Raw genomic sequence first — 15078 nt, 5'->3', positions numbered from 1 at the left:
CCATTCACCATTAAAACCATACTAAACATTCCAGATAACATCGTTTCCTTTTCTGCTTTGTAAAAGCAAAAACTTCTTCTACTAAGAGGAATGAGTCCATAAGAAGATAGTAAAACTAGTAAATTTATATCACAAGGGGGTTAAAAAATATAAAACTGTCATAACGATGTAGGACAACATCATAAATATATACTGTCATAAAATAAATAACAGGATAATAACTATCCACTAACGCAGGGATTCGGGAGGGGATCACTTGGAAAAGGTTGATATTTTTAAAGATATTGCCGAGAGAACGGGCGGTGATATATATTTTGGAGTGGTAGGCGCTGTTCGTACAGGAAAATCCACTTTTATTAAAAAGTTTATGGAATTGGTCGTATTGCCAAGCATGAATAATGAAGCCGAACGCGCTCGTACCCAAGATGAGTTACCTCAAAGTGCAGCAGGAAAAACTATTATGACAACCGAGCCGAAGTTTGTTCCAAACCAGGCCGCCAACGTTCATGTTGGGGAAGGGTTGGATGTCAATATTCGTTTAGTTGACTGTGTCGGCTATACAGTACCAGGTGCTAAAGGTTACGAAGATGAAAATGGTCCCCGTATGATTACAACACCATGGTACGAGGAACCGATTCCATTCCATGAAGCAGCCGAAATTGGCACAAGAAAGGTCATTCAGGAGCATTCAACAATTGGAGTAGTGATTACAACAGACGGAACCATCGGTGAAATTCCACGCAGTAACTATATAGAAGCGGAAGAGCGAGTGATAAATGAGCTGAAAGAGGTTGGTAAACCATTTATTATGATTATCAACAGCGTCCAGCCGCAGCATCCAAACACGGAAGCCCTTCGTGAGGAACTATCAGAGAAATATGATATACCAGTCTTGGCTATGAGTGTAGAGGGAATGCGGGAATCAGATGTATTAAATGTCATGAGAGAGGCTTTATACGAATTCCCAGTCCTTGAAGTAAACGTAAATCTTCCGAGCTGGGTGATGGTATTACGTGAAAATCATTGGTTGCGTGAAAGCTATCAGGAAGCCGTGAAGGAAACGGTAAAGGATATTAAACGCCTGCGCGATGTGGATCGGGTCGTTCATCACTTTAGTGATTTTGAATTTATCGACCGGGCGAGTTTAGCCGGAATCGAAATGGGTCAGGGGATTGCCGAAATTGACCTTTATGCACCGGATGATTTATATGATGATATTCTAAAAGAAATTGTCGGTGTCGAGATTCGCGGCAAGGATCACTTGCTTGAACTGATGCAGGATTTTGCCCATGCGAAGGCGGAGTATGACGTTGTCGCAGATGCATTGAAAATGGTGAAACAAACTGGCTATGGGATTGCTGCTCCATCATTAGCCGATATGAGTCTCGATGAACCGGAAATCATTCGACAGGGATCCCGCTTTGGTGTCCGATTAAAAGCGGTTGCACCGTCTATTCATATGATTAAAGTAGATGTAGAAAGTGAATTTGCACCAATTATTGGGACGGAAAAGCAAAGTGAGGAGCTAGTCCGATACTTAATGCAAGATTTTGAAGATGATCCATTATCGATTTGGAGTTCAGATATATTTGGTAGAAGCTTGAGCTCCATTGTCCGAGAGGGCATTCAAGCGAAACTATCCTTAATGCCAGAAAATGCCCGCTATAAGTTAAAGGAAACCCTCGAAAGAATTATTAACGAAGGATCTGGCGGATTAATTGCGATTATCCTGTAGAACTCTCGATTGAGGGTTCTTTTTTTTGTTGGCAATAGGAAACAGGTTTGTAAGACTCATTTTATGGCAATAATGGTTAGAAAATAGCCATTATTCATGCTGTTTTTTCGAAGTTTTGTCATAAAATATAAAGTATATGAGCATGATAAGAATTTTTCTTGCTAACATTATATGATTATGATAACCTTTTATCAGAATTACTATTATTCATGCTAATCCCTTGTAAATAAAGGTTTTTTGCTAAAAAACAGTTGAAATATTCTATTCGTTGATTTAAGATTATGCTTGTTAATCAAATTCGCTCGGCGAATTTGCGTCGGATTTTTATCAAGTTCGATAATTGGACATCCGCCGGAGGCTTAACTTCATTCATCTTCCCTCTATATTGGATTGGAGGACTTTTGTTGAATGAAGTTAAAAATGAGCAACAACGTATAGAATGGGCATTTTTTGTTTACAAATGTATGTAAGAAACAATTTAGAAAGTTAGGTTATCTTGGGAGGAGGTGACTGGCATGAACAAAACAGAACTTATTAACGCAGTTGCTGAAGCAAGCGAGCTTTCAAAAAAAGATGCTACTAAAGCAGTTGATGCCGTTTTTGATTCTATCTTAAATGCATTAAAAGATGGAGATAAAGTACAACTAATTGGTTTTGGAAACTTCGAGGTGCGTGAGCGTGCTGCACGTAAAGGACGTAACCCTCAAACAGGTGATGAAATCGAAATTGCTGCAAGTAAAGTCCCTGCATTTAAACCAGGTAAAGCGCTTAAGGATGCAGTGAAATAATTACATAAAGTGCTTATAAAGAACCGCGAGATAATCGCGGTTCTTTATTTTGAAATGAGCTTTCTTTTTATCCTTGATACTCCATTCATTCTAGCTTAATGGATACGGAGGCTGTTCCTCCTTTCCCCTAATTTTTTCCCTAATATTAAATGAATAGGTATGCTAATATAAATATGCTAATATAAAAAGTAAAAGACTGCGTACCGGTTATGCAATAGTGTAAACGTTTTTTTATCAAGAAGTGTATCTACTAGTGCACCCGTACGTTATTTAGTTAGAATTTAGGAGGATATAGAAATGTCAAATGTGAACCGTACCCAAATCGAAGAAGCGGTACGTTTAATACTTGAAGCCATCGGTGAGGATCCAAATCGTGAAGGCTTGCTTGATACACCAAAAAGAGTCGCTAAGATGTATGAAGAAGTATTTAACGGGCTGGGACAGGACCCTAAGGAACATTTTGAAACGATATTTGGGGAGGACCATGAGGAACTTGTGTTAGTAAAGGATATTCCTTTTTATTCTATGTGTGAACACCATCTGGTTCCCTTCTTTGGAAAAGCTCATGTTGCTTACATACCACGAAATGGAAAGGTTACCGGTCTAAGCAAGCTCGCTAGGGCCGTTGAAGCTGTTGCTAAAAGACCGCAGCTCCAGGAAAGAATTACGTCTACAATAGCTGACAGCATATATGAAACATTAGAGCCATATGGTGTTATGGTCGTAATTGAAGCAGAGCATATGTGTATGACAATGCGCGGTGTAAAAAAGCCAGGCTCCAAAACGGTTACTTCTGCCGTTCGTGGTACATTCTTAAACGATGCAGCATCAAGAGCGGAAGTATTATCTCTCATAAAAGACTAAGTAAAAGAGTATGTGGTTTGTATAAATAATAGGGTTTAGAATAGTTTAAACGTATAGATACTATTTCGGAGAGGTGTAAACAGATGGATGTGAAAAAGTCTTCAGTTAGTGAATATGTTATTATAAAAGCAAAACAGGACGGAGTGAATGTAATCGGATTGACCAGAGGGTCTGATACTAGATTTCATCATTCTGAAAAATTAGATAAAGGGGAAGTGATGATTGCTCAGTTTACCGAGCATACTTCAGCAATCAAAGTACGTGGTGAAGCGTTAATTAAAACCGCCTATGGTGATGTGGAGAGCGAAGGCAGGCACAGTCAGCAGGAGAAATGATTGGGAGCCTGCGGCAACTAGATATCAGATTCTACGACATAAATTTTATTTGGTCTGCCAAATTCTTTACATTTATGCTATAATTATGGCTGCTTATTGTTTTTTTGTAATCAAAAATAGAATAAAAATAAACATGACCTAATTGAAAAAAGATAGACAACCTAGAAGATAAGTTGGGGAAATAAGGGTGATTGGATTGCGTGAAATTGTAGATAAATTAACTTATACAAAGGAAAGGATAGAAAAATATGTTATCCATCCTTATTTACGTGAATATATTATTCCACCAGAGATTGATGAGGATAAGCTTCTGATTCTTATTTCAATCGTCGACCAACTCGAACTTTCCCCGCATGAAAAAGACATATATGTTTTAGCAATCATGCTGATGCAGGTGGCTTTAGATACACATGATCAAGTCACGAATACCCTTGTGGATGAAACAAACATGAAAATTAGACAGTTAACCGTACTGGCTGGTGATTATTATAGCGGTCTGTACTATAAGTTTTTAGCTAGCATAGAGAATGTACAGGTAATTAAGGCCTTATCAGAAGGTGTAAAAAATATTAACGAACATAAGGTATTCATTTACCATAAAGATCAGGATGATTTTCATACAATCATGAGTAGTGTCAAGATGATTGAGTTTTCATTAATAGATAAATTAATCAATTATTTTGGGGTTGCTGAATGGTATGAAAGTGCCTCAAACTGGCTATTAGTCAAAAGACTGCTTCTAGAAAAACAACGCCAGGAAAAAACAGGTGATTCAGTCGTGTTCGCGGCATTAGATCGTTTGTTTATGAAAAACCAAAAGCAAAAAGCAGTTGAACAGCCCCAAGAGGTATTGCAAATTTATGACAGCTATATTGAATATTCAATGCAATTGATGACAAAGGGAATGAATAAAATTCAGCCTTTCAATACTTTATATGAGGAACGAATGATGAATATGATCAAGGATTATTCTCCAAGAGAAAAATCATTTGTGGAAGAAGGGTAAATGCTATGCAACAAACAAAAGAACAAAAGGTCCATAACGTTTTCGAGAAGATTTCAAACCAATATGATAAAATGAACTCGGTAATCAGCTTTAAACAACATGTAAAATGGCGTTCGGACACCATGAGAATGATGAATGTGCAAAAAGACTCGAAAGCGCTTGATGTTTGTTGTGGAACAGCAGATTGGACAATCGCACTTGCTAACGCTGTAGGCCCTAATGGTGAAGTAATGGGTCTGGACTTTAGTCAGAATATGCTTAATGTAGGAGAGGAAAAGGTACGCCATTTACAGCAAGTGAAACTTATACACGGGAATGCGATGGAACTGCCATTTCCTGATAATTCCTTTGATTATGTGACAATTGGCTTCGGACTTAGAAATGTGCCAGATGTTATGACTGTGTTAAAAGAAATGCATCGGGTTGTCAAACCTGGAGGGATGGTTGTGTGCTTGGAGACATCGCAGCCGACATTAATTGGTTTTAAGCAATTATATTATTTTTACTTTCGTTTTATTATGCCTCTTTTTGGAAAGCTATTTGCCAAAAGCTATCAAGAATATTCCTGGCTTCAAGAGTCGGCACGAAGTTTTCCAGGTATGAAAGAGCTAGCTAATATGTTTAGAAAAGCCGGACTAGTTGATGTAACGTTTAAGCCGTATGCTGGCGGAGTGGCAGCTGTCCATATTGGAAAAAAACAAAATAAATAGATATTTCTGTTTGTTAAATGTAGCATTCGGTAAATTGCTTGTTTTGATTATGATTGAAGAAAGCAACTCCTTTTGCTTCATGCTAGCAGACAGGGTTACAGCAAGGTGGATACGGATATGAAATTTAAAATGATGTATTCATTTTTAAATTCTGACTTTGATATCGTTGAGGAAGCATTGGAGGAGGCTGTCTACGCAGATTCAGCATTGCTTCAAGAAGCTTCTTTACATTTATTACAAGCTGGGGGAAAACGGATTCGTCCCCTCTTTGTTTTACTTGCAGCCAAGTTCGGTTCGTATGACGTACATATTATAAAGAAAGTAGCTGTGGCACTTGAGTTAATCCATGCTGCTTCCTTAATTCATGATGATGTCATTGATGATGCTGAAATTCGTAGAGGAAAGCTGACAGTTAAGGCAAAATGGGATAATCGAATCGCTATGTATACTGGTGATTATATATTTGCTCGCTCACTCGAGCTTATGACGGAAATTGATAAGCCTGAGGCACACAAAATTTTAGCCGATACAATGGTAGAATTGGTTATTGGGGAAATTGAACAAATTAAGGATAAGTATCGTTTTGACCAGAATCTGAAGGATTATCTGCGAAGAATAAAGCGGAAGACGGCCCTCCTTATTTCAACGAGCTGTGAGCTTGGTGCCATATGCTCTAATGCAGATCAAAATCTACAAAGGAAGTTGACAAGGTTTGGCTATTATGTCGGAATGTCTTATCAAATCATCGACGATATCCTTGATTTCACAGCGACGGAAAAGGAATTAGGAAAACCGTCAGGAAGTGATTTGCTGCAAGGAAATATAACACTTCCTGTATTATTTGCTATGGAGGATCTTTCCATTCGCAAAGAAATCATAAAGGTTCATGAAAATATGTCACGAAAAGATATGGATTATATTATAAAAATGATTATTCGTTCTAATGCAATCGATAGAGCCAGAAAGGTGAGTAATCAATATCTTGAAAAGGCATTGGCGTTGGTAGAAGAGCTCCCACAAAATCAAGCGAAAACAGCTCTCAGAAGTATTGCAAAGTACATCGGAAAGCGAAAATATTAAGAAGTTGCGAATTTTTCAAAAAAATGATATTATTTCCATGGGTTGTCCTCTTTGAGAATATTTCTCGAAAGGATATCTACTATACATACTGTAATAGGGGCTGAGTTCATGGAAAGAACATTTTTAATGGTAAAACCTGATGGTGTACAACGTAATCTAATTGGCGAAATTGTTTCTCGTTTTGAAAAGAAAGGCTTTCAGCTTGTTGGTGGTAAGCTTATGAGTATCTCACAACAATTAGCCGAGGAGCATTATGGTGAGCATAAAGAACGTCCATTTTTTGGAGAATTAGTTGATTTCATCACTTCAGGTCCTGTATTTGCTATGGTATGGGAAGGTGAAAATGTTATTACAACTGCGCGTCAAATGATGGGTTCAACAAACCCGAAGGATGCGGCACCTGGAACTATCCGTGGGGATTTCGGTGTGACGGTTGGGAAAAACGTTATTCACGGCTCTGATTCACCAGAAAGTGCTGTTCGTGAAATTGGTATTTTCTTTAATGAAACTGAACTTGTTGAATATAAGAAATTAATCAATGAATGGATTAACTAGAAAAAACACTTGCAAATGCAAGTGTTTTTTAATTTGTAAACGTATCCAATGGAGAATTTATTTAATCTCATTACTGGTGATAGTTGTATAACTTTTTTTAGACAATTTAAATAAAATAGTCTCCAATTTCCTCTTTTTCCGCTATACTAAGGTTATCCTAGAAGAGGAGTATGTCTATGTCTGGCGAGTACGAACGATTTATAAATCAAGTAAAAATAAAAACGGGAATTGATCTTGCCCTCTATAAAGAAGCACAAATGAAAAGAAGATTAACCTCATTATACGAAAAAAAGGGATATAGCTCCTTTGATGAATACTTTTCTGTCATTAACCAAAACCAAGCTCTGCTAAATGAATTTCTAGATCGCATGACGATTAATGTTTCAGAATTTTATCGTAATTATAAGCGATGGGAGGTATTAGAGAAAAATATCCTACCGACAATCTTCCAAAGGACCAAAAAGCCCCGTTTGTGGAGTGCTGCTTGTTCATCAGGTGAGGAACCCTATACCTTGGCAATGCTGATGGCAAAATATTTACCTATATCCGATATTAGAATCGTCGCTACTGATATTGATGAGAACGTATTATCAAGAGCGAGGCTAGGGGTTTATCCTGAGCGGTCATTGCAAGAAGTACCGGAAGAAATGAAAAGGAAATATTTTATTAAAGAAGGAAGCTTCTTTAAGGTTTCTGAAGATATAAAACAGGCTGTGTCGTTTAAAAAGCACAATCTCCTATCAGATTCCTTTGGCGGTCCCTATGACTTAATCATCTGTCGAAATGTCTTAATCTATTTCACTGAAGAGGCTAAGGAGCTTCTCTATCATAAATTTGCCTCTAGTTTAAATCCTGGAGGAATTCTCTTTGTTGGAAGTACGGAACAGATATTTAATCCAAGTAAATACGGATTTGAAGTAGAAGATACTTTTTTTTATAAAAAAAGTCTTTTGAAAAAATAATAGGATTGCATCAATGTGCTCATGAATAAGCCAAAGGAGTTAATGAACATATCATTTTTTTAAAAACTTACTATTCTAATTTTTATTCATATGTTATATTGATACATAATCCTTTAACGAGTTGAAGGGAGAAAGAAGAAGATGAGATATTTAACTGCCGGGGAATCACATGGACCCCAATTAACAACAATTATTGAAGGTTTACCTGCGGGAATGCCGTTGTTGCAAGAGGATATAAATGTTCAGCTTGCTAGGAGACAGAAAGGGTATGGACGTGGGCGTCGAATGCAGATTGAAAAAGATACCGCTGCAATTACAAGTGGTGTAAGACATGGTTTAACGCTTGGGTCACCAGTGGCACTGGTGGTTGAGAACAATGACTGGAAGCATTGGACCAAGATTATGGGGGCGGACCCGATAGATGAGAATGCAGATGAAGTAAAAAGAAAAGTAACCCGTCCTCGTCCTGGACATGCTGACTTAAATGGTGCCTTAAAATATGGACACCGTGATATGAGAAATGTATTGGAACGCTCGTCTGCAAGGGAAACAACCGTAAGGGTGGCTGCAGGAGCGGTGGCGAAAAAAATGTTATCGCTGCTAGGAATAGAAGTAGCTTCACATGTTGTGGAAATTGGTGGAGTTAAATCAGCTATATCAAGCTACGAGTCAATCCAAAGCTTAAGAGAAATAACAGAAAATTCACCGGTTCGCTGCCTTGATCCAGATGCAGAAAAGGAAATGATGAAAGCGATCGATACTGCGAAGGAAAACGGAGATTCAATTGGTGGAATTGTCGAGGTGATTGTCGAAGGAATGCCGGCTGGTGTCGGCAGTTATGTTCACTACGACCGAAAGCTGGATGCGAAGCTTGCTGCAGCCATTTGCTCTATCAATGCTTTTAAAGGTGTCGAATTTGGCATCGGCTTTGAAGCGGCTCATATACCAGGCAGTGAGGTTCATGATGAAATCGCCTGGGAAGAGGAAAAAGGCTATTACCGGAAAACGAATCGATTAGGCGGTTTAGAAGGCGGGATGTCTACAGGCATGCCAATTGTTGTAAGAGGTGTAATGAAGCCTATCCCAACACTTTATAAGCCGTTACAAAGTGTTGATATTGACACAAAAGAGCCGTTTTCTGCAAGTGTGGAGCGTTCTGACAGCTGTGCCGTTCCAGCTGCATCGGTTGTCGCAGAAAATGTAGTTGCCTGGGAGCTAGCGCAGGCAATCGTCGATCAATTCTACAGTGATCGTTTTGATGCATTAAAGGAAAATATTGCTGAACAACGCAGTTATGCGAGGGAATTTTAATGATTGAGCATGTAGTTAAGACTCCTTTAAAAGCGTATCCTGTCTATATCGGTGAAGGTGTAATTCAGCAGCTTCCAGCAGTAATTAAGAAACAGAAGGCAGTGACGAAAATACTAATAATAACAGATGAGATAGTAGGAGAGCTCTATCTCCCTGTTATTCTTGATTCTATTGCTGAATTTCAGGCTGAAGTGGTAAAGGTCCCAAGCGGTGAGAAAGCTAAGACATTTGAGGTATACTATGAGTGCTTAACTTCTGCACTAAAATATAAGCTAGACCGGCATTCCCTTATTCTTGCCTTAGGAGGTGGAGCGGTTGGTGATTTATCCGGCTTTGTTGCTGCCACCTTTATGAGGGGAATTCCATTTATTCAAATTCCGACTACTATTTTGGCTCATGACAGTGCTGTTGGCGGTAAAGTAGCAATCAATCACCCGGAAGGAAAAAATATGATTGGCTCCTTTTATCAGCCAGAAGCGGTTATTTATGATATCGATTTTCTGAAAAGCCTGCCCCTACATGAAAGACGGTCTGGTTTTGCAGAAGTGATAAAGCACGGTCTTATTCAAGACCTTGCCTTTTATCAGTGGCTAAAGGCTCACATTAACTCTTTAGATAACATTACTGGAGATGAGTTAGAGCGGTTTTTGGCGCGAGGAATTGAAATTAAAAGTGCCATTGTTGCTGAAGATGAAAAAGAGACGGGAATAAGAGCTTATTTAAACTTTGGACATACACTTGGACATGCAATTGAAGCTGAGATGGGCTACGGGAAAATGACACATGGTGAAGCGGTCTTGATTGGAATGCTGTTTGCTTTACAATTAAGTAAAAAGTATGCCGGTCTTGAATTTGACATAAGTGACTTATATGAGTGGGTCGAGAAGCTAGGCTATCAAACAAAGGTGCCTGAAGGTTTATCCTATGAAAGTCTAGTTGAACGCATGAAGGGTGATAAGAAATCAGTCGGACAACAAATTCGAATGGTGCTTCTAAATAAAGTTGGCTCGCCAGGACTTTATGAATTATCAGAAAAGGAAATACTTTTAGAATTGGGTCTTTTTTAATAATAAGGGAGATTATCTTTTTTAAGACCGGATTTAGCTTTATCAGAAATCATCATTGAACGAGGTGAATGTTGTTATGAAGTGGAAAGAACAATTATTGTCATTGGCTCCGTATAAACCCGGCAGACCAATTGAATCTGTTAAGAAAGAGTATGGACTTGAAAAGGTTGTAAAACTGGCATCAAATGAGAATCCATTTGGTACATCACCAAAGGTTGTCACTGCACTAAAATCAGCACTTACTTCGTTTGCTATCTATCCTGACGGTTATGCAACGAATTTACGTACTGCTGTTGCGGAGTTTTTAAATATCAATGAAGAGCAGTTAATATTCGGAAATGGGGCTGATAACTTAATTCAGATTATTTCCCGTGCTTTTCTAATGCCAGGAAAAAATACCGTTATGGCTAGTCCTACTTTCTCACAATATAAGCATAATGCTATTATCGATGGAGCCGAGGTTAGAGAAATACCGTTACTTGACGGGGAACATGACCTTGAGTCAATGGTAAAGGCAATTGATGAGAATACAGCTGTTGTTTGGGTATGTAGTCCCAATAACCCGACAGGAGTCTATATTTCAAAGGAGAATATGACTGCGTTTCTTAATAAGGTACCAAAGGAGACCTTGGTTGTCATTGATGATGCCTACCATGATTATGTAGTTGCTGATGATTTTTATAATGCGGAAGACTTTGTAAACGAATATAGAAATCTAATTGTGTTAAGAACATTCTCTAAAATATATGGCATTGCCAGCTTGCGTGTTGGCTATGGAATAGCACATCAAGACATTATTCGTGTTCTTGAACCTGCCAGAGAACCTTTTAACGTCAATACATTAGGGCAGATTGCTGCCGTTGCAGCGATCGATGATCAAGAATATGTAGTTCATTGCAGGCAGAAAAACCGCGAGGGAATGGCACAGTTCGAGCAATTTTGTGAAGAACATAAATTACACTATTTCCCTTCACAGGCTAATTTCATTCTCATCGATTTTGGAACGAGCGGTGATGAAGTATTTCAATATTTGCTTAAGAAAGGCTATATTGTTCGTTCAGGCAATGCTTTAGGCTATGCTTCTTCTGTTAGGGTGACTGTAGGGTCTGCCGAGGAGAACAATGGAGTCATACACGCAATGAAACAATATTTAGCAGAGAATGCATCTGTAACGAAATAAAGGAACGATGCTGATGTTAACAATGCGATGGATAAGGGGATGATCCGGTTTGAAAGGCCGTGTATTCGTGATTGGCTTAGGCCTAATAGGCGGTTCTCTCGCATTGTGTATAAAGGGGCAGCATCAAGGCTGCCAGATTACAGGGTATGACATCAATGAGGAGCAGGGAAAATTGGCGAAGATGCTGGGCGTTGTTGACTGCATAGCAGGCAGCATTGAAGAGGGAGCAAAGGAAGCTGATTTAATATTAATTACAACACCTGTACAAGTGACTGAGAGAATACTAGAGCTTCTCGCAGAATTGCCGTTAAAGGAAACAGTGATAATCAGTGATGCGGGAAGTACAAAAGCCGAAATTGTTAAAAGGGCAGATAAACTAACTGCCAAAGGCATTACTTTTATCGGAGGACATCCGATGGCAGGCTCCCATAAAAGCGGTGTATCCGCTGCTAGAGAGCTCTTGTTTGAAAATGCCTTTTATCTATTAACTCCGGAAAAACATATGCCAGAGGAGAAAATTGAATTGCTGAAGTTGTGGCTGAAAGGAACGAAGGCAAAATTCATTGTAACTTCTCCTGAAGAACATGATTATTTAACAGGAATCATCAGTCATTTTCCGCATATTATTGCTGCCTCCTTAGTCCATCAGGCTGAAAAGACCAGTCAAGGGCAAAGTCTAGTTACGCGCTTGGCTGCAGGAGGTTTCCGTGATATTACTAGGATTGCTTCTAGCAGTCCGACAATGTGGAGAGATATTCTTCTTCATAATAAAGATACTTTGCTTCTGCTTCTTTCAGATTGGCAGCAAGAAATGAAAGAAGTGGCTGAGATGCTTAAGGAGCAGGATGGTGAAAAAATTTATCGTTATTTTGAAAGTGCCAAAAAGTTCAGGGATGAACTACCGCAAAAACAAATGGGAGCTATTCCAGCCTTTTATGATTTGTTCGTGGATGTGCCTGATTACCCCGGTGTTGTTTCTGAAATAACTGGGTATCTGGCGAAAGAGGAAATCAGCATTACGAATATTCAAATTAGGGAAACAAGGGAAGATATTATTGGCGTACTTGTCATTAGTTTTCAAACAGAGCATGATCGTCTTCGTGCAAAAGCTTGTATTGAACACTATACAAGCTTTGAAACTTCAACTGGTCCTTAAATTTGATCGAGATTAAAGAGGGGGAAAAGATGGGTAAACATACATTGAAAACAAATATTACTTCATTAAAGGGGGATATCATTGTCCCTGGAGATAAATCTATTTCCCATCGATCTGTTATGTTTGGTGCTGTGGCGGAAGGTGTCACAACTGTTACGGGTTTTTTAATGGGGGAAGATTGTTTAAGCACGGTTTCTTGTTTTAGGCAGCTTGGAGTAGAAATTGAGGAAACAGCCGATCAAATGGTTATCCATGGGAAAGGCTGGGATGGCCTGGTGGAGCCAAAAGAAGTGCTGAATGTTGGAAATTCAGGAACGACAATCCGCCTATTGATGGGAATATTGGCCGGACGTCCTTTTCATACCACTCTTATCGGTGACGAATCAATTGGTAAAAGGCCCATGACAAGAGTGACCAAGCCGCTTAGTAGTATGGGGGCAAAAATTGAAGGTAGACAATTTGGTGAGTATACGCCATTGTCCATTCGCGGTGGAGGAATCTCTGGTATTGAGTATGCGTCACCTGTAGCCAGTGCCCAAGTAAAGTCGGCTATTTTACTTGCTGGTCTCCAGGCAGATGGTATTACAACAGTAGTTGAACCAGAGAAATCTCGAGACCATACCGAGCGAATGATCAGGCAATTTAGCGGTACTGTAGAGGAAAATGGTCTGTCTGTTTCAGTCCGTGGTGGTCAGGTCCTAAAAGGAACGAATATTAAGGTTCCTGGCGATATTTCATCTGCGGCCTTTTTCCTGGTTGCCGGAGCGATTGTGCCTAATAGTTGCATTACTTTGAAAAATGTTGGCTTAAATCCAACGAGAACAGGTATTATTGATGTTATGTTGGAAATGGGTGCTGACATGACAATTGAACCTCTAGTGGCAGAGCAAACAGAACCAGTCGGCGATATTACCATAAGAACGTCGCATTTAAAAGGGACGACCATTGGTGGAGACTTAATCCCGCGCCTAATTGATGAAATCCCGATTATCGCGTTGCTTGCTACGCAGGCAGAAGGCGAAACGGTTATCCGTGATGCACAAGAATTAAAAGTAAAGGAAACAAATCGGATAGATACAGTCGTACAGGAACTGTCAAAGCTGGGTGCAGACATTACAGCAACCGATGACGGCATGATTATTAAAGGGAAGAATAAATTAGCTGGCGGTGTTGTGTCCAGTCATGGAGATCACCGGATTGGGATGATGCTGGCGGTTGCGGCACTTATTTGTAAACAGGATGTAAGTTTGGAACAAAAAGAGGCTATTTCTGTATCATATCCGCAATTTTTTACAGATTTAGAAAAGTTAATGTAAATACACAAAAAAACTGCAGGCCGATGCAGTTTTTTTGTGTATTTATTTTAACCTATGAATAATTTAAGCTCCATCCTCATAATTTGTCATATGACTGTTATAGAGGTGAGCATATGGCGTATATAATTGAGAATGTAAATAGGTTAATAAATGGACAACTGGACCGGACAAGCCTTATGATTGAACAAAATAAGGTTGCTTATATAAAATCATCTCTAGAAAAATACAGGTTTATGAGAATGAATGCAGAATCTTATATTATGACACCCACATATGCTATATTTGATACACAAATCCCTGTCGATGAATCATTTCAGCGACAAAAGGATTATTATTCTAGTCATTTCATTATGAAAGGCTGTACAATCCTTTTGACCTATGTAAGCATCGATTATGAGTACGAGCTGGGAAATAAGCTGATGCTAGGTGAAAAGGGGTTGTTAAACTCCCCGATTGATTATCTGCTCGGGGTCAAGATTCCTATTCGTTTATTAACACCAAGTTTTATGAGAAAATGTAAACAGAAAGGAATTCCTGCTGTTTTTGTTGATATTAAAAATAAGGAAGAGTTAGAGACTTTACCGTGGGGTTGGATTAGGGAAGCCATGTTTCCGTTGAATAGTCCTTTAATACCGATTTTCCCCAGAGAATATAACAGAAAAGAATTGAAGCAGGTCAAAGCTTTATGGCAAAAAGTTACGAAAAAAGAAAAGCTTCCGTCACTCGAGGATGAAATTCCTCATCAATTTCCAATCAAAGAGGTGGAGCTGGCTAAAATCAAGCTTTATCCCGTAAAGGCATCCATTCAACAGGGCAGGGAAGTAAGCTATAATCTATATGAATACAGCAGTATCTCACGATTGGATGGGAGTACACTTTTTGAACCAGCTGAAGAAAAATTACTAGTAACGGTCCATAAAGGGAAGGTAATCAGGGCTGGAAAGCAGGTTTTCTTTCAGCCCGGGTGCGGTGAAAATATAAATATCAAATTACAATCTTAAAAGCTCATCTAT

The 15078-nt window shown here is 39.0% G+C and carries 15 protein-coding genes; all 15 read left to right on the top strand.

Features of this window, described 5'->3' with window-relative positions; translation table 11 throughout:
- Positions 1–256 precede the first annotated feature (256 nt).
- Complete coding sequence (gene spoIVA, locus BQ5321_RS16885; RefSeq protein ID WP_071395597.1) at positions 257–1735, top strand: stage IV sporulation protein A; 1479 nt, start codon at positions 257–259, stop codon at positions 1733–1735.
- A gap of 515 nt (positions 1736–2250) precedes the next feature.
- Positions 2251–2523: an HU family DNA-binding protein gene (locus BQ5321_RS16880; protein WP_071395596.1), complete on the top strand. Its 273-nt coding sequence runs from the start codon at positions 2251–2253 to the stop codon at positions 2521–2523.
- A gap of 297 nt (positions 2524–2820) precedes the next feature.
- Positions 2821–3387: a GTP cyclohydrolase I FolE gene (folE, locus tag BQ5321_RS16875; protein ID WP_071395595.1), complete on the top strand. Its 567-nt coding sequence runs from the start codon at positions 2821–2823 to the stop codon at positions 3385–3387.
- 83 nt (positions 3388–3470) lie between these two features.
- Positions 3471–3722, top strand: a complete 252-nt coding sequence (gene mtrB, locus BQ5321_RS16870) for a trp RNA-binding attenuation protein MtrB (protein ID WP_071395594.1) — start codon at positions 3471–3473, stop codon at positions 3720–3722.
- A gap of 187 nt (positions 3723–3909) precedes the next feature.
- Positions 3910–4728 (top strand): heptaprenyl diphosphate synthase component 1, encoded by an 819-nt coding sequence (locus tag BQ5321_RS16865; protein ID WP_159433440.1) that lies wholly within the window; start codon positions 3910–3912, stop codon positions 4726–4728.
- Between the two features lie 5 nt (positions 4729–4733).
- Positions 4734–5438, top strand: a complete 705-nt coding sequence (locus tag BQ5321_RS16860) for a demethylmenaquinone methyltransferase (protein WP_071395593.1) — start codon at positions 4734–4736, stop codon at positions 5436–5438.
- A gap of 117 nt (positions 5439–5555) precedes the next feature.
- Positions 5556–6518: a heptaprenyl diphosphate synthase component II gene (gene hepT, locus BQ5321_RS16855; RefSeq protein WP_071395592.1), complete on the top strand. Its 963-nt coding sequence runs from the start codon at positions 5556–5558 to the stop codon at positions 6516–6518.
- Positions 6519–6626: 108 nt separating this feature from the next.
- Complete coding sequence (gene ndk / locus BQ5321_RS16850) at positions 6627–7073, top strand: nucleoside-diphosphate kinase (protein ID WP_071395591.1); 447 nt, start codon at positions 6627–6629, stop codon at positions 7071–7073.
- A 176-nt stretch (positions 7074–7249) separates the two neighbouring features.
- Positions 7250–8035, top strand: a complete 786-nt coding sequence (locus BQ5321_RS16845) for a CheR family methyltransferase (RefSeq protein WP_071395590.1) — start codon at positions 7250–7252, stop codon at positions 8033–8035.
- Between the two features lie 141 nt (positions 8036–8176).
- Positions 8177–9346 carry a chorismate synthase gene (aroC, locus tag BQ5321_RS16840; protein ID WP_071395589.1) on the top strand — a complete coding sequence of 390 codons (1170 nt, stop codon included), beginning with the start codon at positions 8177–8179 and terminating at the stop codon, positions 9344–9346.
- A complete protein-coding gene (gene aroB, locus BQ5321_RS16835; protein WP_071395588.1) occupies positions 9346–10413 on the top strand; it encodes a 3-dehydroquinate synthase in 1068 nt (355 codons plus the stop codon). The genes aroC and aroB overlap by 1 nt, the downstream gene beginning before the upstream one ends.
- Positions 10414–10489: 76 nt before the next feature.
- Complete coding sequence (gene hisC, locus BQ5321_RS16830) at positions 10490–11593, top strand: histidinol-phosphate transaminase (protein ID WP_071395587.1); 1104 nt, start codon at positions 10490–10492, stop codon at positions 11591–11593.
- A gap of 49 nt (positions 11594–11642) precedes the next feature.
- On the top strand, positions 11643–12749 hold the full coding sequence (locus BQ5321_RS16825) for a prephenate dehydrogenase (RefSeq protein ID WP_071395586.1): 1107 nt from the start codon (positions 11643–11645) through the stop codon (positions 12747–12749).
- A 29-nt stretch (positions 12750–12778) separates the two neighbouring features.
- Positions 12779–14065, top strand: a complete 1287-nt coding sequence (gene aroA, locus BQ5321_RS16820) for a 3-phosphoshikimate 1-carboxyvinyltransferase (RefSeq protein WP_071395585.1) — start codon at positions 12779–12781, stop codon at positions 14063–14065.
- 113 nt (positions 14066–14178) lie between these two features.
- The gene (locus tag BQ5321_RS16815; RefSeq protein ID WP_071395584.1) at positions 14179–15066 is read left to right on the top strand and encodes a hypothetical protein; all 888 of its coding nucleotides are present in this window, start codon (positions 14179–14181) and stop codon (positions 15064–15066) included.
- The last annotated feature ends 12 nt before the right edge of the window (positions 15067–15078 follow it).

The sequence above is a fragment of the Bacillus tuaregi genome, assembly GCF_900104575.1.
GTDB classification, from domain to species: domain Bacteria; phylum Bacillota; class Bacilli; order Bacillales; family Cytobacillaceae; genus Bacillus_BD; species Bacillus_BD tuaregi.
This window is presented reverse-complemented; position numbering and strand designations above follow the sequence as displayed.